Raw genomic sequence first — 22,843 nt, 5'->3', positions numbered from 1 at the left:
GAAAAGGGAGGGTCATAAAAATGAGTAAATCAAAAAAACGTTTCTCACTCGTTCTTGCATTGTTAATGGCTGTTACGCTTGTTCTTAGTGCATGCGGGGGGAGCAAAGAGGCCTCAGAATCCGGAGGAGCGGGAGATGACTCGGTCGAGTTGATCTGGTACACCATTGGTACACCGCAAAAGGATGTTAATAAAGTTATGGAGGAAGTTAGCAAGTACACCAAAGAGAAGATTAATGCCACAGTGACAATGAAGATGGTTGACTGGGGTGATTATCCGCAGAAAATGCAGGTTAACGTAGCGTCTGGTGAACCAATGGATATTCTGTTTACTGCTTCTGGAGGATTCGATTATGTCCTAAATGCGAGAAAAGGTGCGTTCATGGAGCTAGATGAGCTGCTTCCTGAATACGGCAAAGAGCTGATGGATACAATCGATCCGGCATTCCTTAGTGGTTCCAAGGTAGATGGACACAATTACGGCATTCCAGCCAACAAAGAGTTGCCACAGCAAGAGGTATGGCGTTTCAATCAGACCTTACTAGATAAATACAAGCTGGATATCTCCGGTATTCGAACATTAGACAGTTTAGAGCCTCTGCTCAAAACGATCAAGGAAAATGAGCCAAGTGTTACACCGTTTGCTATGGATAAGAACTACGTCCCTTATGTGCCATATGACTATGTCATCCAGAACCTTCCAATGGCAGTCAAATTGGACACGACAGACTACAAAATCGTGAATGTCTTAGAAACACCTGAGATGAAAGAAGCACTTACTACCATGAATAAATACTATAAGGCAGGTTATGTGTCTCCAGAAGCTGCAACGACGGGATCAACGAACGATCTCACGACATCCGGCAACTGGTTCCTTGATCGTGCACAGACACAACCAATGGCAGATAACCAATGGTCTGCAAGTTATGGATATCCTGTCGTTTCCACACCAGCAAGTGATGCAATTATTACGAATACATCGGTACAAGGATCGATTATGGCAATCTCAGCGAACTCGGAATATCCAGAGAAAGCGATGGAATTCTTGAACCTTTTGAATACAGATCCGGTTCTTCGCAACATGGTTGACTCTGGAATCGAGGGCACGCATTACAAAAAAGTAGATGACACCCACATGGAGAACTTGCCTGAATCGAAAAACTACGATATGCCTTCATACTCCCTCGGGAATAACATGCTGCTGTATCTGAACAGCAATGACCCGGACAACAAATGGGATGAGTTCAAAAAGTTTAATGCTGAAGGTGTGAATTCTCCAATCCTCAGCTTCAACTTTGATGCAAGCAATGTATCTGCTGAACTTACGGCAGTACAGAACGTGAAAGAGCAATATTGGGCAGCTTTGATGACAGGTACACTAGACCCGGCAACCAATCTGGATCAAGTGATTGAGAAATTCAATCAAGCCGGACTGGAGAAAGTAATGGCTGAAGCCCAAAGCCAACTGGACGCCTGGAGAGCGGAAAACAAGTAAGCGTAATTCGTAAGGATCGGGCGGCTGCATATCGCGTCCGATCTTTTTTTATTCAGAGCTTGAAGGAGGATATCCACAATGACTACATTTTTGAAAAATCTGATTAAAAACCGAGTCATGCTGTTCATGGTGCTGCCTGGTGCCATCTGGTTTTTCTTCTTCTCTTATCTTCCACTCGTGGGCACGGTGGCTGCTTTCAAGGAATATCGAGTCAGTCGCGAAGGCTTCTGGGCAAGTCTGATGAAGAGTGAATGGGTAGGCTGGGACAATTTCAAATTTCTATTCAGCACGAATGACGCATGGCTGATTACGCGAAATACCCTCTTTTATAATATCGCCATTATTTTTTTAGGACTGGTTTTTGCAGTAGGGCTAGCCATTTCACTCTCGGAGCTCGTTAATAAACGGCTGGCGAAGTTATATCAAACAGGGATGTTTCTTCCCTACTTTTTGTCCTGGGTTATCGTTGGTTACTTCGTCTTCAGCTTCCTGAGCATGGATCGAGGGATGTTGAATCAGATTATTGGCTGGTTTGGAATGGAGCCGATTCAGTGGTACTCCGAAGCTAAGTATTGGCCGTATATTCTGATCTTCGTCGCATTATGGAAAACCATTGGTTACAACAGCATCGTGTATCTGGCATCTATTCTGGGGATTGATCGTTCGCTGTATGAAGCAGCCATGATTGATGGAGCGAACAAATGGCAGCAGATTCGCAACATTACGATCCCATTGCTGTCACCGATCATTACCATTATGACCTTGCTGGCCGTAGGCCGCATCTTCTATGCCGACTTTGGACTGTTCTATCAGGTGCCCAGGGACTCGGGTACGCTCTTCTCGGTTACGAACGTTATTGATACGTATGTCTATCGTGGCTTGAAAACAAGCGGAGAGATTGGAATGAGTACAGCAGCGGGATTATATCAGTCCGTTGTGGGCTTTGTGCTTGTAATCATCTCCAACTATGTCGTTCGCAAAATTGATAAAGATAGCAGTTTATTCTAGAACACGGGAAAGGAGTGAACCATTATGGCTCAAGCTCAACTTGTAAAAAAACGCGACTTCCACCATGTATCCAGTGGCTGGAATGTGATAATGAACCTCATTGCCGGTCTATTCGCTCTGATGTGTGTATTTCCGTTTATTTTTGTCGTAATTATCTCGTTTACGGACGAGAAGGTGCTGGCTCGTGACGGGTACCGACTGATTCCTGCAGAGTGGAGCCTAGCGGCCTATCAGTTTGTCTGGCAGAGTGGCGACACATTGCTACGTGCTTATGGTGTGACTATTTTGGTGACCGTGCTTGGTACGATCATCAGTCTAATTCTGATGTCTCTGTATGCTTATGCAATCTCACGCAAGAGCTTCCGTTATCGGAGATTCTTCTCCATTTTTGCGATTCTGACGATGTTGTTTAACGGCGGGATGATCCCGACCTATATGGTTGTATCCCAATTGCTTGGACTAAAGGATACCGTATGGGCACTCATACTGCCGCTTGCGATGAACGCCTTCTACATTATGATTCTGCGTACATTCTACTCTACGAGTGTGCCGGATGCCGTTATTGAGTCAGCAAGAATTGATGGTGCAGGCGAATTTTATACATTTATGAAAATCGTGATTCCGTTGTCCTTGCCAGGTCTTGCGACCATTGGACTGTTTAGTACACTCGGTTACTGGAACGATTGGTTTAATGCGCTCTTGTACATCGATAACCCTAATCTGGTTCCTCTGCAATCGATGCTGATGCGAATTGAATCAAGCATCCAGTTTATCCAGCAAAACTCGGCCAACAGTTCAATGAGTCTGGCAGCGATGCAGTCCATTCCACAGGATACGTCCCGGATGGCGATGGTTGTGCTCGCAACATTGCCGATTATATTCGCTTATCCGTTCTTCCAGCGTTATTTCGTGCAAGGATTGACAGTGGGAGCAGTCAAAGAATAACCGAATCACTCGATAGGATTGGAGAGATGCAGGATGATGATTTATAAGGACGCCAGTAAATCGGTGGCTGAACGGGTGGAGAACTTGCTGAGTCTAATGACGATTGAGGAAAAGATCGGGCAGCTAGTTCAACCCTTCGGTTGGCAGACCTATACGAATAACGAGGGTAACATCACGCTGAGTGATTCCTTCAAGCAGCAAGTAGAACAGGGGGGCATCGGCTCCCTCTATGGTGCACTTCGGGCAGACCCATGGACTGGCGTTACGCTAGAGAACGGGTTATCTGCGAGAGAAGGGGCAGAGGCGGTTAATCTCATCCAACGTTATGCTATAGAGCATTCTAGACTGGGCATTCCCATCCTCATCGGTGAAGAATGCTCGCATGGGCACATGGCGATTGATGGAACGGTCTTTCCAGTTCCTCTTCTGCTGGGGAGCACTTGGAACGTAGATCTGTATCGAGAGATGTGCCATGCAGTGGCACGAGAGACTCGTGCTCAAGGTGGTGCAGTTACGTATTCACCAGTACTGGATGTCGTGCGTGATCCACGCTGGGGACGTACTGAAGAATGTTTCGGTGAAGATCCGTACCTCATCGGGGAATTGGCCGTTGCTTCGGTGCAGGGGCTTCAGGGTGAGAGCCTTGACCAGGAAGACGCGGTGGCTGCGACATTGAAGCATTTTGTTGGTTATGGCAGCTCAGAAGGCGGGCGTAATGCAGGGCCTGTACATATGGGCTGGCGTGAGCTGCTGGAAGTTGATTTATATCCTTTTCGCAAAGCGGTGGAGGCTGGTGCAGCCTCTATTATGCCGGCTTACAACGAAATTGATGGTATACCTTGTACGGTAAATAACGAATTACTCGATGGCGTATTGCGTAAAGATTGGGGCTTTGAAGGTCTGGTCATTACAGATTGCGGTGCCATTAACATGCTGGCCAGTGGGCATGATGTTGCATCCGATGGATTGCAAGCATCGGTGCAGGCGATTCAGGCGGGTATTGATATGGAAATGTCAGGCGAGATGTTTGGTCAATATCTGGAGCAGGCTGTGGCAGAGGATAAGCTTGAAGTACAAGTTCTGGATCAGGCTGTCCGTCGTGTACTGGCATTGAAGTTTAGATTAGGGCTATTCGAACAGCCGTATGTGGATGCTGATCAAGCGGCTGAAGTGATTGGAAATGAGCAGCATATCAAGCTTGCTCGTCAATTGGCCGCGGAGGGGGTTGTATTACTCAAAAATGAAGCCGCTACACTCCCGTTATCTATAGCAACGGTGGGACGGATTGCCGTTATTGGACCCAATGCGGATCAAGCATACAATCAGCTTGGCGATTACACATCGCCCCAACCGAAGTCCAAGGTACAGACGGTACTGGACGGTATTCGAAGCAAGTTCATGTGTTCTGAGACTGTGCAGTCCTCAGAGCAAGTGCTATATGCACCAGGTTGTCGAATTAGAGGTAATTCAAGGGAAGGATTCGAGCGGGCTATAGAAGTTGCAAGTAAGGCAGATACGGTCATTATGGTCGTGGGTGGCTCCAGTGCCCGTGATTTTGGAGAGGGTACGATCGATCTGAAGACAGGAGCTTCGAAGGTGTCCGATAACACATGGAACGATATGGAGTGCGGCGAAGGGATTGATCGCATGACCTTAGGACTTGCTGGTGTACAACTGGAACTTATTCAAGAGATTCATCAACTTGGAAAAACACTGGTTGTGGTCTACATCAATGGTCGTCCTATCGCAGAACCGTGGGTTGACGAACATGCCGATGCCATTCTGGAGGCATGGTATCCAGGACAAGAGGGAGGACATGCGATTGCTGACATTTTGTTTGGCGACGTAAATCCTTCAGGCCGTTTGACAATCTCCATCCCCAAGCATGTGGGTCAACTACCAGTCTACTATAACGGTAAACGGTCTCGTGGCAAGCGTTATCTAGAAGAGGATCTGCAGCCGCGTTACTCCTTCGGATATGGCCTCAGCTATACGACATTTGAATACAGCGAGCCGAAGCTTAGTGCGAATTCCATGACTACGGGTGAATCAGTCACTGTATCGGTGCATGTGACCAACACAGGCAGCTGTGCAGGAGCTGAGGTAGTACAACTGTACATTTCCGATGTCGTAAGCTCCATCACCCGGCCCGCGAAGGAACTCAAGGGGTTTGTCAAAGTGAATTTAGAGCCGGGTGAGACACGGAATATTGAATTTTCTATCGGAGCAGAGCAGCTTCAATATATTGGACGCGAGCTGAAGCCTGTTGTTGAGGCGGGACAATTCCACATTCATATCGGTCGCAACGTAAACGATACCCAGATGGTCGAGCTGACCGTAGAGGAGGCGTAAATCTTGGAACGTATCAGACGATTTATTCGTGAGTTATCCGAACAGCAGTGGCTGGAGCAATTGCAGTTGCGCAGTTGGGACATTCACCGCGCTTATTATAATGTACCGGGGGACTACAAGGATCAGGGTGTGTATCTGGAAGGGCAGGATTTCGAGCGGTTTCCGAGCAAGCAGGGAACAACCTATTTCTTCAGAACACGCATAGAGATTCCTAACTCTTGGCGGGATGCACCGTACGGACTGGTCTTTGAAACTGGAGGAGAAGGTTTGTTACGGGTAAATGGACGCTCATATCAAGGGCTGGATCGCAATCATACCTACGTTACGCTTGATCCGTCCCAAGTCGGAATCTCACCTGAACTGGAAATTGAGATGTTCGATCCAGTCCCTGAACCTGTAGATCCCTTGAACCAACAGGCAGTTATTCAACCACCGATAACTTCGATTACCAGCTTGCTGGTGAGACCGAATGAAGCGGTTCGTAGTCTGATGTACACGGTCACTATTGTACGTGATTCGGCTACATTGCTGCCGGAGAGTGACTTTCGACGGGTGCGGTTGCTGGAAGCATTGTATCAGTCCATGGATCAATTCGTTGGTTTAACGGATGAAGAGATTATGCAAGGAGATCACATTCGTCAGATTGAGAAGAGCTTGAGGCATCAAGTTCATCAGATCGGCGGTAATGCGGAAGGGCTGGAGCATATGGTGGGACAGTCACACATTGATATCGCTTGGCTGTGGCCTGTACGCGAGACGGTGCGCAAAACAAGTCGGACCTTCTCCACCGTGGATGCACTAATGAATGAATACCCTGGATATGTCTATTCCCAGAGTCAGCCTTTGCTGTATGCCTTCCTGAAAGAGCATGACCCTGAACTATATGAACGGGTGAAGCAGCGGATTGCGGAGGATCGGTGGGAGTTAGTTGGTGGCATGTGGGTTGAGCCGGATTTGAACATCCCAAGCGGTGAATCCTTGATTCGTCAGATGTTATATGGTCAACGTTTTTATATGGAGGAGTTTGGCAAGACATCAAATATTGAGTGGCTGCCGGATACGTTTGGATACTGTGCTTCTCTTCCCCAGATCCTGAAGCATGGGAATGTCGATTATTTTATGACTACGAAGCTGGGCTGGAACGACACGAATGTATTCCCCTATGATCTCTTTCACTGGGTTGGTATAGACGGAACAGCGATTTTGTCCTACCTCAATCATGGCGTCAATGAACACACCTTGCCGAAGGATATCCACGATCACTGGCAGTCATACCGGGAGAAAGCAGCACATCCCGAGCAAATGCTCTTATATGGACACGGTGATGGTGGTGGCGGGGTAACACGCGAGATGCTGGAGTACGTGGATCGGGCGAGTCTTATGGTAGGCCAGCCTGCAAGTCGATATAGCACAGCCGGAGCCTTTTTTGCTGGAATTGAACAGGAACAGCCCGTTCTTCCAAAGTGGCATGGCGACCTGTATTTGGAGCTGCACCGAGGAACTTATACGACCCATGCACGCAACAAACGCAATAACCGCAAAGCAGAAGTGCTGTATCGTGAAGCCGAGTTATGGAGCACTCTCGCTTTTCCGGATATGAGCGCAGACACGGAAGCTGAGATGCGTTCGACACTACATGATGGCTGGAAGCTAATATTGCTGAATCAATTCCACGATATTATTCCAGGCTCGGCCATTACAGAATCTTATGTCACCTCGGATGAGGAATATAGGCAAGTATTTGAACTGGGTACAACTGCTCTTCATCAAGGCATCACAGCATTGCTGAAGAGAATGGATACACAAGGGCCAGCTGGCTCTGCAGCCTACGTTGTGTTTAACAGTCTCGGGTGGAAACGGAATGCACTCGTTCGTCTTCCATTCCATGATGGCTTTGATCGATATGCCATAGATGGAGAAGGTCAGCGTTTGCCATTAGATCTGGAAGAGGACAGCATGTCCATTCTCGTGACAGATATCCCGGCGTTTGGATATAAGACGATCTGGCTGGTACCGGAAAATACAAGGGACACCCATGTACGAGAACTGACGAATCATGTTGGGCAACAGAGTTTTGACGATACATGGGAAACGGCGTTTTACCATGTACATTTTAACGAACGAGGAGAAATCACTCGTTTATGGGATAAGCGTGCAGAGCGAGAGATACTGAAACCAGGTGAACGAGGCAACCAATTCCACTTTTTCCATGACCGTCCGACACTCTGGGATGCTTGGGATATTGATACCCGTTATGAAGATCAGGTCGCTGGTGAAGTGCAGCTGTTGGAGAAAAAGCTGGTGCTAGCGGGAACAACGAAGGATGTGCTGCGCTTCCAATGGAAGATTCACCAATCGGTGATTACGCAGGATGTTGTCTTTTATCACGATTCACCTCGGATCGACTTCGAGACCCATGTGGACTGGAATGAAGAACATAAGCTACTGAAAGTGAGCTTCCCAATTGATGTAGTAACGTCCAAGGCTACATTCGAAATTCCGTTTGGTGCATTGGAACGGCCGACCCACCGTAACACGAGTTGGGAGCAAGCTCAATATGAAGTTTGTGGGCACCGCTTCGCAGATGTATCGGAATACGGATATGGCGTGAGCCTGCTTAATGATTGCAAATACGGCTATGACGTGCAGGGTAGTACGATGCGTTTATCTCTGCTGCGTGCTCCTAAATGGCCTGACCGAACAGCTGACCTTGGAGAGCATACATTCACATATTCACTGTACCCGCATGAAGGAGATTGGCAGCAAGCACACATCGTCCGTCAAGCAGCCGAACTGAATCATGAACCAACTGTCCAGTATACAGAACAGAGTGAAGGTCATCTTCCGGCAAGAGGAAGCTGGATCCAATTGGATAGTCATCATGTCGTGCTGGATACCGTCAAACCAGCAGAGGACGGTTACGGTCAGGTGCTTCGTTTCTATGAATCTTCAGGTACACGGGAACGTGTAACTCTGCAATGGTCGCAAGGGTGTGAGCAAGCCTGTCTCTCAAACGCTTTGGAAGAGGTTGGGGAGCCATTGGATATCACCAATGGTCAGATCACACTGACCTTTGAGCCTTACGAGATTAAAACGGTGCTACTGCGCTAAACGTTTTTGAAATATTCTCTAGGCTATGTATGTTCAGCTCTTTATTCACACGTTAACGGAGAGGACAGAAAAAACCTGAAGAAGCGTAGCGGTCGCCTGAAAGCTTTCTGAAAGAAAGCTACATCGAAAGCATAAGCAATCCCCGGATTTTACCCTTTAGAAAAGTGAATCAAAAATCTGGGGGTAAGAGCGATCGTAAGGTTATTCTGTCATCGCAGTGCCTGGTGTGAGTATTACTGGTGAGTTTACATAGCTAAACATCATTCAATTTATTTAGAGGAGTGCATTCATCTATGGAACAATTCAGATTACCAAAAATACCGATGCCACCTGTTGCTTTGCCACAATCCATTCAGGCGGTGTTGGAAGAAGCGGAACAGAAGCTGGCTCACCGACCGAAGCTGCTTCAGTTATTCAAGAACTGTTTTCCCAATACGATCGAGACAACAACGAAGTTAATGGAGGATGGTACCACGTTTGTTATTACTGGAGATATTCCAGCTTCCTGGCTGCGTGATTCTGTGGAACAGGTGATACACTATCTTCCGTTTGCCAAGGAAGACGAGGATCTGCAACGCATGATTGGCGGGCTGATTAAGCGTCACATCCAATATGTGCACATTGATCCGTATGCCAATGCCTTCAACGAAACCGCTAATGACTGGCACTGGAACACAACGGACGAGACGGACATGTCGCCATGGGTATGGGAACGCAAATTCGAAATTGACTCCTTATGCTTCGTTGTGAGATTGGCGTATTTATATTGGAAAGAAACCGAACTGACGGATATTTTCGATACCAGCTTCAAGGCGGCGATGCGTAAAATTGTTGATCTGTTCAAAGTAGAACAGCACCATATGGAGCAATCCCCTTATCGTTTCACACGTAATAATGGTATCCCAACAGACTCTCTCCGTAATCATGGTAAAGGCATGCCTGTGAATTATACGGGAATGATCTGGTCAGGCTTCCGTTCCAGTGACGATGCGTGTGACTTCCACTACAACATCCCGGGAAATATGTTCGCGGTTGTTGCTTTGCGCCAAATGCAGGAGTTTGCGGAATGGGTGTTCAGAGATATGGCATTGTTGCAGGAGCTTAAGGATCTGGAGCAGGACGTGGATCATGGTATTCAACTGTACGGGATTTATCGACATCCTGAATTTGGACCGATCTATGCGTACGAAACGGATGGCTACGGAAACTATTGTCTAATGGACGATGCGGGCACACCTGGACTCATGTCTATTCCATATCTCGGTTACGTCACAGCGGATGATCCGATTTATCAAAATACTCGCCGGTTTGCTCTAAGCAAACAGAATCCTTTCTATTATGAAGGCAAAGTTGCCAAAGGAATCGGCAGCCCGCACACACCACCGAATTACATCTGGCATATGGGCTTATCAATGCAAGGATTGACTGCACAATCAGACGAGGAAAAGCTAGAGATCATTCGCATGCTTGAAGCGACAGATGCGGACACCGGTTATATGCATGAAGGCTTTCATGCGGATGATCCAACCATTTTTACACGAAAATGGTTTGCATGGTCGAACAGCCTGTTCTCCCAGTTGATTTATAAATCGATGAAGGCTGGCTTGCTATGAGCAATACACAGATGAACAGACCAACATTAATCATTTTTGCTGACCCGAATTTTCCGATAGAAAGTGCTCTACCTTCTAAGCAGGCTTTGAATACATGGCAAGCGACACAAGAGATTGTTGTTGTAGATGCGCATCGACTAGCTGAGCTGCTAAATTCCACCGTAGGTGAAGGGTGTCTAGTAAATCTGCACGCACCCTATTTCCCTAAATCAGCATGGACAGCAATTATCGCTTACCTACAGCAGGGGGGAAGTCTGATCAGTGTCGGAGGTGCGCCGTTTAAGCGACCTGTGCGAGATGAGTCCGGAGTATGGATCGTGGAATCGGAGCAAACGGCATATCATCAAGAACTATACATTCATGAGGCTTTAAGTGTATCTTCAGCCAAAGTTCACACGATTACCGCTACAGAACAAATTCCACTCCTTGCTGGCAAAGAGGGACTGTTTCAGATCGCTGACACGTGGAATCTAGTTCCGCACACGACCAAAAACAGCGATCTACCTCACCAGATGGGCTCGGCTGGAACGATGAGTACACAGATCTACCCGCTGCTGTGTGGATGTAGTAAGGATGAACGTAAAATCTCAGCTCCTGTTGTGTTATGGGAAAATTCACGCAGTACGTTTAGTGGTTCACGCTGGATGTTTGTCCATGTGCCACTTACGACCTCCTTTTGGGAGCAGGATGGTGCGACGGAGATGTTGAGATGGGCACAGTTCTGTGCCAAAGGAGTAACCGAGCTGTCTCTGAAACCGAATTATGCTACTTACGAGCTTGGTGAACGGCCCGTTTTGACCCTCCAAGGCCAGAGTTTAAATCGTACAGGACTCAGATCTATTTCGCCTGAATTGTGGACATTTGATGTAACGATTGAACGGGAGGATCGTGCAAAAGGTACATCCGAAAACGTATGGAGTCACCAGATCGAGATGGAGCTTTCCGGTGAACAGCAGTTCAATCGCCTGCCCCTTCCAATTACTGTGCAGCCTGGACTATACCGTATCATATGTCGCGCTCAGGCAGCGGACGGGGAAGTTCGGATTCTGCGCCAAGGCTTCTGGGGACAGGATGCTCCATTGCTTGAAGAGGGAGAGGTCATCACCCGCAGTAGAGATTATTTTGTAAAAGACGGCCGGCCATTGCCTGTGGTTGGTATGACCTATATGACCTCTGATGTAGCACGTAAATTCCTGTTCTTGCCGAATGCAGACGTATGGGATCGGGATATGGCACAGATGGCGAAAGCGGGCATTAACTGGATTCGGACAGGTATCTGGACAGCCTATCGTAATATGATGCAGGTGGATGGTCATATGGCAGAGGATGTACTTCGTGCGATTGATGCCTTCCTGTTAACGGCTAAGCGCCACGGCTTGCAGGTAACTTTCACGTTCTTCTCCTTTACACCCGAGACGTGGGAAGGCACGAATCCATATTTGGATCCACAAAGTGTTGAGGCACAGAAGCGTTTTATCCGCAGTATCGTCAGTCGACATAAACATACGACCCATGTGGATTGGGATCTGATTAACGAGCCATCCATGTTCGATCCAGTACGTATTTTCTCGGATGGTCCACGTTCTGCTAGGGATTCGCATGAACAGCAGGCTTTTGTGGAGTGGCTGCAACAGCGGCATGAATCGATTGAAGTGCTTCAGGAGGCATGGAACATGTCGCCTCAGCAGCTTCCCCATTTTGCAGCCGCAGTCATTCCGGAGCCGGAAGACATTAATTTTGACGTACAGGATATGCACAAGGCGAAGAAAGGAACGCGCTGGCTTGATTATTGTCTCTTTTCTATGGAGATGCACAATACATGGGTTCAAGAACTTGTTCATGCAATTAAGGATCTGGTACCCAATCATCTGGTCACGGTTGGACAGGATGAAGCCCTTGGCGCACAGCGTCCTTCGCCATTCTTTTATGAGCGTGAGGTGGACTACACAACGGTACATTCCTGGTGGCTGAACGATGATCTGATCTGGGATGGCATTTTTACCAAAACGCCACATAAGCCCAATCTCGTCCAGGAGACGGGCATCATGTATGTGGAAACACCGGACGGAAGAGCCAAACGCTCAGAGGCAGAACTCCATAACATTCTTGAACGCAAATACGCTTATGCGTTTGCTACAGGGGGTGCAGGAGCGGTGCAATGGATCTGGAATACCAATTTCTATATGGATAATGCGAATGAGTCCCATATTGGAGCGCTTCGCGCAGATGGTACGGAGAAACCGGAGGCGGATGTATCGTACGCTTATGGACGATTTATCTATGAGGTTCGTAATCTCTTCGAGGATCGGGAGCTTGAGGAGATTGCGGTGGTATTCCCCTATTCTAACGACTTTTCGAACCGTTCCCTGGCTTATGATGCTACAACCAAGCTCACGCGTGTGATGTCTTATGATCTCAAACTACCATTCCGTGCCGTATCGGAGTATCATCTCGAAGCTTTGGAGCAGCAACCACCGAAGCTAGTGATTGTACCGAGTGTACACAATATGGATCGTGATGCATTGCGTCAATTGTTTGCGTTTACGGAGCAAAAAGGAATAAGTTTGCTTATCACTGGGCCACTTGGGTTGGATGCCTACTGGAAGCCAAATGACTTTGCGGATCATATCGTAGGTAAACGCACATTGGGTAACGTACAGCGGGAAGAAATGTTAAGTCTTAATGGAGTAAATCACCGTGTGACTTATGGACGGCGTCGCATTGCTGAGGTGGCGAAGGAGACGTTATCTAGTCGGGATTATAGCAAGCCGGATGAGGTAACTGTTAAGACCTGGGGAAAAGGTAAGTTGATCTGGACGCCGCTACCACTGGAGTTAAACGGACGGGATGAGCCGCTGGCAGCGTTGTATCGTTATGCGACCGGTATTGCCGGTGTGCATGAGGAGCTTGAATGGAGATCTGGCGGAGACATTGCGGGAATCTACGGTCGGAAGCTTAATTTTCCAAAAGGGAATGTATTTGTGTTTGTATCAGAGTCTTCAATGAATCATCAAGTACAAGTAAGAGATAAACGTACCGGCGTTTCATATACGTTCCAACTGGAGAAAGATCGCTCCGTGCTGTTTGCCACAGACTCAGATGGTAAGTTGCTTGCAGTGTATCGTCCTGATGAGGTTGAGATTGTACAACAAGACGGAGAGGTAGGATAACACGATGACCCAACAACATACAGAACCAACCACACAAGCGGGCCAAGATCTAACTACGGAATCAGGAAGTAGACCTCCAAAATCAAAGAGAGCACATATTATCTCACATACGCACTGGGATCGTGAGTGGTACCTGCCGTATGAGAAGCATCATATGCGTTTAGTACAACTGGTAGATTCGCTGTTGGATCAACTGGATGAGGGACTGGATTACAAAAGCTTTTACTTGGATGGGCAGACGATTATTATTGAGGATTACCTCCAGGTTCGTCCAGAGCAGAAGGAACGACTGGAGAAAAATATCCGTAACGGAAGAATTATCATTGGTCCTTGGTACATTTTGCAGGATGCATTCCTGACGAGTGGAGAAGCCAATGTGCGTAATATGCAAGTTGGGCATCAGGATGCCAAGCGTTATGGCACACCGTCGAAGATCGGTTATTTTCCTGATACGTTTGGTCTCGTTGGGCAGACCCCGCAGCTCATGCTGCAATCAGGAATTGATAATGTCTTCTTTGGTCGTGGCGTTAAACCTACAGGTTTTAACAATACGGTATCAGATGAAGGGTATGAGTCCAGCTTCTCCGAGCTGATGTGGGAAGGGCCGGATGGATCGAAAGTGCTCGGGGTTTTGTTTGCTAACTGGTACTCGAATGGGAATGAGGTTCCGGTGGATGAGGCGTCAGCTCGGAAGTTTTGGGAAACCAAGCTTGTAGACGCAGAGAAATATGCTTCGACCAATGAGTTGTTGTACATGAACGGTTGTGATCATCAGCCGATCCAGCGGGACCTGCCAGAAGCCATTCGGATGGCGGAACAGTTATACCCGGATATCGAGTTTGTTCACTCCAATTTTCCAGATTATCTAGAAGCACTGAGAGGAAATGCTGAACATGAGCTATCCACGGTAAAAGGGGAACTACGTAGTCAGCGTACCGATGGCTGGGGAACCCTTGTGAATACGGCCTCCGCTCGTGTGTATCTCAAACAGATGAATCAATTGGGGCAAGCGATGCTGGAAAAAGTGGCTGAGCCACTGGCGTCCTATGCATATATGCTTGGACGTGCCTATCCGCATGATCAACTGACATATGCTTGGAAAACGTTAATGCAAAATCATCCCCATGATAGTATCTGTGGATGCAGTGTGGACGAGGTACATCGCGAAATGGTCACCCGATTCGACAAGAGCCGTCATGTAGCCGAAGCTTTGGCTGAGCAGAGCAGCAGCGAGATCGCTAGCATGGTAGACACATCCATCTTTAGCAGCTATGGCGGGGATGCACGGCCACTCATTACCTTCAATACAACAGGTTGGGAACGTAGTGGTGTTGTGCAGATGGAGCTGGATGCTGCGCGTAGATACTTCCGCGATGGCTATTCCTTGGAAGAGATGGCTTTAGAGATGAACGAAATCGATCTATTCAATCGTATTCTAGTTGATGAACATGGGGCATCCGTCCCGTGCACAGTAGAGGATCTTGGTCTGCAATTCGGTTATGATCTACCAGATGATCGCTTTCGCCAGCCATACAGCTGCCGTCGGGTCAGAATCACTTTCGAAGCCGAGAAAGTGCCTGCACTTGGCTTGAAGGCATATGCCTGGGTTCGCAGTGAAGGGATATCTAATGAAGAAGTTTATGATGGACAACTTTCAAATGGAGCCACATTACAGCATAAAGAGCGTGGTATGGAAAATGTATATCTGTCGGTAGTCATTGCAGACAACGGTTCGTTCTCGATCACAGATAAACAGACAGGTCGCACATATCATGACCTTGGTATATACGAGGATGTTGGCGATATCGGGAATGAGTATATGTTCAAACAGCCAGAAAACGAAGTGGCTAGGACAACACAAGATCTTGTGGCAGAGATTCGAGTCATTGAGGATACAGCCTATCGTGTCTCTTACGAAATTGTTCATCATTGGGAAGTTCCTGAGTCTGCAGATGAGTTACTGGATCGTGAGCAACGGGAATTGATCTATTATCCATACCGCAAAGCGCAACGTTCGGCAAGAATGATCCCGTTTAAGATTCGTACGGTTGTATCGCTCAGTCGAAGTGGAAAAGGAATTCACATGGAAACGACCTTTAACAATCAAGCGAAGGATCATCGGGTGCGGGCTCTTTTCCCAACGGATCTGAAGACCGCTGTGCACCATGCGGATTCTATGTTCGAAATCACTACAAGGGACAATATCCCTGCACCAGAGTGGCAAAATCCTAGCAATACGCAGCATCAGCAGAGCTTTGTGAATGTGAGTGAAGACCAGGCCGGATTAGTCGTTGCCAACTTGGGTCTGAACGAGTATGAAGTCCTTCAGGATGGACGTAATACGATCGCCGTTACCTTACTGCGAGCTGTCGGTGAACTCGGAGACTGGGGATTGTTCCCGACACCAGAAGCCCAATGTCTGGGCGAGCATTCGTTTCAACTGGAGATCATCCCGCATCATGGGCGTACCGCATCTGCAGATGCATATATTGAGGCTTATCAGTTCCAAGTGCCGTGGACACGGGTACAAACTGAAGTACACCCGGGTGATCTCACACCTAGTCATTCCCTACTTGCATGGGAAGGGGAAGGGTTGGCATTTTCATCACTCAAGGTCAATACGGATTCAGGAGATCTGATGCTTCGCTGGTACAACATGACAACAGAAGCGACTACACTGAGACTTGCTGCAACTCCGACAAGCTCACTTTCATGGGAAGCCATGTATAAGAGCAATGTACTGGAGGAAGAGGGAGAGACGTATGAGGCTAGCCAGATTGAAGGGGCTTCATCTGTATCCTTTGCAAGCAAGGAATGGATCATGCAGACGGGAGCATGTGAAATTGTAACCGTGGGTCTTCGGCGTTAATAAGTGCAGGCTTCTAGTTTGTAGGATCTGACAACTGTATCGTATAGAGGGATTGTGCTATTTTCCAGAGGTATCCGCTCAGTTTCAGTTGAGTTATTGGTTGCTTTTCTATAGAATGAACAGTAGAATTACAAAGCGATTGAAGGTTACTCTGCCATTGTAATGGTATAATAACGCTTCATTGTTCATTCTATACAGACACCATTAAGGGGGCTTGAAGCCATGGAATCCTTGGGAGGACTGCTTCAGCAGCTTAACCCTTCCTTTCGTGAGCAGTCTCGGCGAATTGCGGCAGAATTGATGGATGATCCATACGTACGCGAGTTCCGTGCGAGTCATCCTGAACTGAAAGATACACAGATGATGACTGATCTGAGCAAGCTGTTTCAGTATGCCAAAGATTCTAAGAACTGTGCGAATTGTCCGGGACTGGACAACTGTCCTAACGATTTTCAGGGTCATTTTTGCAAGCTGGAAGTAGAGCATTTTAACGGCAAACCCGAAATTATAGATAAAAAAGCACCTTGCTCCAAACATATTGCTCGGCAGAATGAACATCTGATTAAACAAAGAATACGTAGTTTCTATGTGGATGAGCGTGCCCTAAATGCGGGTTATGATGATGTGGAAATTATGGGCAAGGATCGGATGCGTGCACCGGCGGTAAATCGTGTTCTGCGTTATATTAACGAGACTAAGGAGAACGGGTTGTCTCCTCAAGGTCTGTTCCTGGAAGGATCATTTGGAACAGGCAAGACGTTTCTCATGTGTTATTTGTTGCACGAGCTGGCGGTTGCCGGTCATACAGGTGTTATCATTTATATGCCTGATTTTGTAGAGGATCTCAAATCGATGATTACGGATGGACAGAAGGTTAAGGAAACGACAGATATTCTGAAGAGCTGTGACCTACTGATCTTTGATGATATTGGAGCTGAGAATCTGAATCCATGGGTTCGTGACCATGTGATGGGTTCCATATTGAACTACCGTATGAATCGCAAGCCTACGTTCTACACATCGAATTATAACTTGGAGGGGCTAGAGAAACATCTGAGCTTCACAAGCAAAGACGGTGAGGAAATGAACAAAGGTCAGCGTTTGATGGATCGGATTCGTCCATTTGTAGATGTTGTATCCGTTCGTGGGGAGAATCAACGGGGTAAACGTTGATTCGGATCTGCTTGAACTAAGAATAAAAAGTGTTCAGTAAAAAGCCCGGTTTTCGCAATGCGAAAGCCAGGCTTTTTTGGATCTTGCGTGTGACTGTCAGTGTTCTATTCGGTTAGGAATTTGAAGATAACCATACCGAAGAAGATCACTGTCATTAGGCCACCCATGCCAGCTACACCCGCAATCAGATCAAATAGATCGTTACGTGGTTCTTCGTTGACATGTTCACGCGGGTCACTGATCCGCACATTTGCATCCATGTGATTGCCTCCTTTGGGGATAAACAGCTAAGGCTGAAACCCGGAGTAAGTCCAGTATACTTGGAAAAGAAAGCGTTTGTAAAGATTTTGCATTTACACCTGAAATCAATAATTATGAAGATTTGATGTTCGATAGATGAACATTGTTCCGTTCATTTCACAAGTCAAGAGTACATGTGTTATACTGGAAGTGTCGTTCACGACGTTACAGGTTATAATAACCGTAAGCATATATAAGGAGGACAATTATCATGGCTATTGTTAACGTATCCGATCAATCCTTTAACACTGAAGTCGAAGGAGAAGGAACGGTTCTTGTTGATTTCTGGGCGCCTTGGTGCGGTCCTTGTAAAATGCTCGCTCCAATCCTGGAAGAGCTGTCCACTGAAGTTGGCGATGCAGTGAAAATTGCAAAAGTCAATGTGGATGAAAATCCGGAATCTGCTTCTCGCTTTGGCGTAATGAGCATTCCAACATTGATCTTCTTCAAAGACGGTCAACCGGTTGATAAAGTTGTTGGTCTGAACTCCAAAGATGCACTCAAAGGAATTATTGAGAAACACCAATAAGACATTAGGCTTAACGTTCGCCTCCGGTTTATATGCCGGGGGCGTTTTGCGTCGAATGCTATCATATAGGACAATATAAAGTATACTATTCATTATAAGTGCGTGTTCAAAAAGGGTGGTTTTCAGTACCAAGAAGATGGGATGAAGATAGAAATGGAGTAGCGGAGCGTAGGCAAGACTACGTGAGCAACTACATTTTTCCGAAGGAAACAAGCTGCGTAAGAATCCACTTATTTCGGCTGAATTCCATATTCGACGCTGATCATGCCGTTAGGCATGCTTCTTAATCAAAGCGGACTTTTTGAACAACCTCTATAAGAGGTACTTTTCGGGGAAGGAGGATTCACCAAGTGATGGATGAATTTATGACGGATTTACAAGAGCAAGAAAAAGCACTAGAGCAAATACGTCACAAGCTGGCGTTGTTGCCGGATATGTCTGGCTGTTATCTGATGAAGAACAAAGAAGGTACGATTATTTATGTAGGTAAAGCGAAGGTTCTGAAAAACCGGGTTAAGTCTTATTTTATGGGTAGTCATAATGGTAAAACGCAGCGCCTTGTATCTGAAATTCGCGATTTTGAATACATCGTAACTGGCAGTAACATGGAAGCACTTATTCTAGAATGTAATCTAATCAAGAAGCATATGCCGCGATATAACGTATTGCTTAAAGATGATAAGACCTTTCCCTATCTCAAAATTACGAATGAAAAGCATCCACGGCTTGAGGTAACACGACGGGTGCTCAAAGATAAAGCCAAATATTTTGGGCCGTATCCCAACTCGTACGCGGCACATCAAACGAAAAAACTATTGGATCGGATGTATCCATTACGTAAATGCGGAGTGATGCCGAAGGAGGTCTGTCTCTATTTTCACATGGGTCAATGTCTTGCACCTTGTGTGGAGGAAGTTGGCAAAGAGCAGTATGATCAGATCTCGCAGGAGATTGGTTCCTTCCTAAGCGGTGGGCATGAAGAGATTAAGAAGGATCTACAGCGCAAAATGCAGGAGGCAGCTGAGGATCTGTATTTTGAACGCGCTAAAGAGCTGCGTGATCAGGTTATTGCCATTGATGCAATTATGGAAAAACAGAAGATCACCATGGCGGACGCTAGAGACCGTGATGTATTTGGTTTTGCTATTGATAAAGGCTGGATGTGTGTCCAGATTCTATATATGCGTCAGGGTAAGATGATCGAACGTCACGTATCCACTTTTCCGTTTTACGGTGAAGCGTACGGTGATTTCATGTCCTACGTGACTCAGTATTACAGCGATAACCCGGCATTACCGCAAGAGATTTTATTGCCTGACATGCCTAAAGACCTGGAAGTGGCTGACAATGTTCAGAGCGAGGCCGACTCCGAAGTGGTGAGCTCTGCGGCAGTAACCACGGAGATGACAGAGGAGAGCACACAGTGGCAGGTGAACACCGATGAACCTCTTGTGGCAGAAACGTCAGCAACCTATGAAACTAATCTGGAGCCAGCACAGAATCAGTCAGTGCTAGAAGAGTCAACGGATTCTACGGAAGGTTCCGAGCATAACGAATTGGAGTCAAATTCCGCACCGCGAGAATTGCAGCCCGCAGGTTTGGAAGAGCCAGCTCAGGCAGCTGCTGCGTTACAAGAATGGCTCGAGATTAAGGTTCACATTCCGCAACGCGGATTGAAACGGCAGATGATTACGATGGCTGTGGACAATGCACGCGTGGCGTTGGAAGAGAAATTCAGATTAATCGAACGTAACGAAGAGCGGACATCCAAAGCTTCAGAAGGTCTAGGTCGCTGGATCGGGCTGGAGCAGTTACGCCGAATTGAAGCGTTTGATAACTCGAACATTCAAGGAACCAATCCGGTTTCCGCTATGATTGTGTTTACAGATGGCAAACCGGATAAGAAGGAATACCGTAAGTACAAGGTTCGTTCGGTTGAAGGTCCTGATGATTATGAGACGATGAGAGAGGTTATTCGTCGTAGATACGAACGTGTATTGAAAGAGAACCTGACTCAGCCTGATCTGATCGTAGTGGACGGAGGTAAAGGACAGATCTCTGCCGCAGTGGATGTGCTGGAGAACGAATTAGGGTTATTTATTCCTGTATGTGGTCTGGTGAAGGATGCCAAACACAAAACATCACAACTGATGATCGGCAATCCACCGGAGGTTATTTCTTTACCGCGAGATAGCCAAGAATTTTATTTGCTGCAACGTATTCAAGAAGAGGTTCACCGATTCGCCATTTCGTTCCACCGAGAGCAACGTGGCAAATCAATGGTAACTTCACGTCTGGATTCTATTCCGGGCATAGGAGAGAAAAGACGTAAGCTTTTACTCAAGCACTTCGGCTCTTTACGCAAAATAAAAGAGGCCAGCGTCGAAGACTTCCGGCCTCTATCTATTGGTGACAAGCTGGCAAAACAGATTATTGCAGCACTTCGTGATGAGGAGTCGTGACATACGGCTTCTCTTTTTTGTTTGGATTACATTTATAGATGATATAACCCACGATTGCAGGAAGTACAATCCAGAAGATACCTGCTGAAACGTTGAAGGCGTCGCCCATGAAGACAAGGCTTAGACCCATCAAGAGGCTGTTGAATATCACATGGCTGAAGACAACCGCGATAAAGCCATGACGTAGCATAATGAAACTGAACAGAAGTCCAATAACAGTTAATTCAATTGGACGTGTAATAACCGGATAGATCGGATACAAGGTATGTCCCAACGCCCAGATGATGGTCGGAATGAGACAAGCGATAAAGGTGTTACGCACGATCTTCTGCATCATGCGGATACCGAATAAACGATAGACGGTCTCTTCTCCGATCCCTGCCATCCAAGCCATGATTGGGAAGAGCCATGCATAGCTCATATTGTATGTGGATTGATCAGCAGATGTGGTTGACCACGTTCCAATACTCCGCTCTAAGATGAAGAAGAGAATGGACTGCACGCCAAGCAAGATCAGTGCCCACAGATAACCTGTATACATACTGTGAAGTACATATTTACCATATCCCGGTTCTTTGGCACGAGGCCAAGGGTTCAGCCCGATTTTTCTCCACATTCCATCACCTGCAACGAGCGATAGATAGATCGTGGCACTCATGACGAGCGTGATTCCAATCTGAAAAATCATGAGGAAGCTGAGCATGAAGCTGTTTAATCCTTGAGATTTTAAGAGTGGCAGCATGTTCAACGTACCAATGACGGAAGCTGCAAAGTAAATCAAGGATAAGATAATGCCTCTCTTAAATGAAGTGTGTGCTCTTGTTAGAATACTGTAGATGATCGCCAGTACGCCGAGTACAAACGTCAAAAATGCGTATCCACCATACGTCATGTAGTTAGCCTGACGTGTCTGATCTTTTACATACTGGGTATGGGAGTCAGGCACGGAGAACACAGCTTCAAAGGAACGAACCGCACCACTTTCAAACGTAAAGTTTAACTCTAGATGGGAGTCCCCGATTTGTTTATCTAGATCCGTATATTTAAGTCCACCATCTCCGTCCTGTGTATCTAACTGGAGCTTGGGAATTTCATATCCGAATTCGGTGAGTATACCTGATGCAAGACGTTCTTTCTGTTCTAAAGATATATTTCCTTCAGCCACACGAATGGTCGCATTGCGTTTCTGTTGATCCTCTTCAACATTAGCCGAAGCGTAGAGGGAAGAAGGAAGTTCGCGGGTAAATCCGACCACTTTGCCAGTCTTCATATGTACGTCGACATTTAAGTAACCGCCTCGATCGTTATCTACCAAACGTACGCGGTATACATCATAAGGATAGGTAGTCTCCCATTGCTTATTGTAAGCATCTAACTGCTTCGTTTTGGTCATATAACCGTATATATCCGAATGGGTCTGGTACGTTACCAGAGGCTCTTCCTCACTGCTAGGAAGGGTATAATCGGCTACGGAAGCAGCAAATGACCTTGCTGACTGAGTTGCTTGTTCCTTGCTTATAACGGGTGTGGACGTGATGTCTGTCGTTTGAGATGAGGTAGCTGGAAAAATCTGAAAAACGAAAAACAGAATCAGGCCGATCGCCGCAAGCAACCCTAAACGCTTAAAGTTCGCTTTGAGTTCTAAAGGCTGCCCTAAGGGATTCATTTCGTATATTTCCTCCTTTATTAATATGGATATTAAAGTAAAGATATCACAGGCGAAGCCTTGAACGCCAATAAGGAAACGAGAAGCTGTGTAAATCATTGAAAATGAATGAAAATGATCGAAATAATCAGATCGATCCATCCCGATATCTG

At 46.7% G+C, this 22,843-nt stretch carries 13 protein-coding genes; 11 read left to right on the top strand and 2 right to left on the bottom strand.

Annotation, left to right across the window (positions count from 1 at the left end; translation table 11 throughout):
* Positions 1-20: 20 nt before the first annotated feature.
* The 9 genes from V6W81_RS23700 (at position 21) to dnaI (ending at position 17,734) form a co-directional block, all read left to right on the top strand.
* Positions 21-1,493, top strand: a complete 1,473-nt coding sequence (locus tag V6W81_RS23700; RefSeq protein WP_338540574.1) for an ABC transporter substrate-binding protein — start codon at positions 21-23, stop codon at positions 1,491-1,493.
* Between the two features lie 78 nt (positions 1,494-1,571).
* On the top strand, positions 1,572-2,501 hold the full coding sequence (locus V6W81_RS23695) for an ABC transporter permease (RefSeq protein WP_338540573.1): 930 nt from the start codon (positions 1,572-1,574) through the stop codon (positions 2,499-2,501).
* A 24-nt stretch (positions 2,502-2,525) separates the two neighbouring features.
* Entirely contained in the window at positions 2,526-3,446 is a 921-nt protein-coding gene (locus V6W81_RS23690; protein ID WP_145049674.1) for a carbohydrate ABC transporter permease, read from the top strand.
* A gap of 33 nt (positions 3,447-3,479) precedes the next feature.
* Positions 3,480-5,798, top strand: a complete 2,319-nt coding sequence (locus V6W81_RS23685) for a glycoside hydrolase family 3 N-terminal domain-containing protein (RefSeq protein ID WP_338540572.1) — start codon at positions 3,480-3,482, stop codon at positions 5,796-5,798.
* A gap of 3 nt (positions 5,799-5,801) precedes the next feature.
* Positions 5,802-8,909, top strand: a complete 3,108-nt coding sequence (locus V6W81_RS23680) for an alpha-mannosidase (protein ID WP_338540571.1) — start codon at positions 5,802-5,804, stop codon at positions 8,907-8,909.
* Positions 8,910-9,202: 293 nt separating this feature from the next.
* Positions 9,203-10,522 carry a glycoside hydrolase family 125 protein gene (locus tag V6W81_RS23675; protein ID WP_338540570.1) on the top strand — a complete coding sequence of 440 codons (1,320 nt, stop codon included), beginning with the start codon at positions 9,203-9,205 and terminating at the stop codon, positions 10,520-10,522.
* Positions 10,523-10,533: 11 nt separating this feature from the next.
* Positions 10,534-13,692: a beta-galactosidase gene (locus tag V6W81_RS23670; RefSeq protein ID WP_338540569.1), complete on the top strand. Its 3,159-nt coding sequence runs from the start codon at positions 10,534-10,536 to the stop codon at positions 13,690-13,692.
* A gap of 4 nt (positions 13,693-13,696) precedes the next feature.
* Positions 13,697-16,561, top strand: a complete 2,865-nt coding sequence (locus V6W81_RS23665) for an alpha-mannosidase (RefSeq protein ID WP_338540568.1) — start codon at positions 13,697-13,699, stop codon at positions 16,559-16,561.
* 222 nt (positions 16,562-16,783) lie between these two features.
* Positions 16,784-17,734, top strand: a complete 951-nt coding sequence (gene dnaI, locus V6W81_RS23660) for a primosomal protein DnaI (RefSeq protein WP_056702437.1) — start codon at positions 16,784-16,786, stop codon at positions 17,732-17,734.
* Positions 17,735-17,838: 104 nt separating this feature from the next.
* Here dnaI and V6W81_RS23655 read toward each other — a convergent pair whose 3' ends face one another.
* Positions 17,839-17,994, bottom strand: a complete 156-nt coding sequence (locus tag V6W81_RS23655; protein WP_095292061.1) for a YqzM family protein — start codon at positions 17,992-17,994, stop codon at positions 17,839-17,841.
* A 251-nt stretch (positions 17,995-18,245) separates the two neighbouring features.
* On the opposite strand from V6W81_RS23655, the gene trxA reads away from it, so the two are divergent.
* The gene (trxA, locus tag V6W81_RS23650; RefSeq protein WP_056702439.1) at positions 18,246-18,563 is read left to right on the top strand and encodes a thioredoxin; all 318 of its coding nucleotides are present in this window, start codon (positions 18,246-18,248) and stop codon (positions 18,561-18,563) included.
* A gap of 353 nt (positions 18,564-18,916) precedes the next feature.
* Positions 18,917-21,025, top strand: a complete 2,109-nt coding sequence (gene uvrC, locus V6W81_RS23645) for an excinuclease ABC subunit UvrC (RefSeq protein ID WP_338544057.1) — start codon at positions 18,917-18,919, stop codon at positions 21,023-21,025.
* Here uvrC and V6W81_RS23640 read toward each other — a convergent pair.
* Positions 20,994-22,691, bottom strand: a complete 1,698-nt coding sequence (locus V6W81_RS23640; RefSeq protein ID WP_145049685.1) for a CPBP family intramembrane glutamic endopeptidase — start codon at positions 22,689-22,691, stop codon at positions 20,994-20,996. The genes uvrC and V6W81_RS23640 overlap by 32 nt on opposite strands.
* Positions 22,692-22,843: the final 152 nt, after the last annotated feature.

Origin of the sequence: Paenibacillus tundrae (assembly GCF_036884255.1) — a bacterium.
GTDB lineage: Bacteria > Bacillota > Bacilli > Paenibacillales > Paenibacillaceae > Paenibacillus.
The sequence above is the reverse complement of the archived record's forward strand: the minus strand, read 5'-3'. Positions and strand labels throughout refer to the sequence as shown.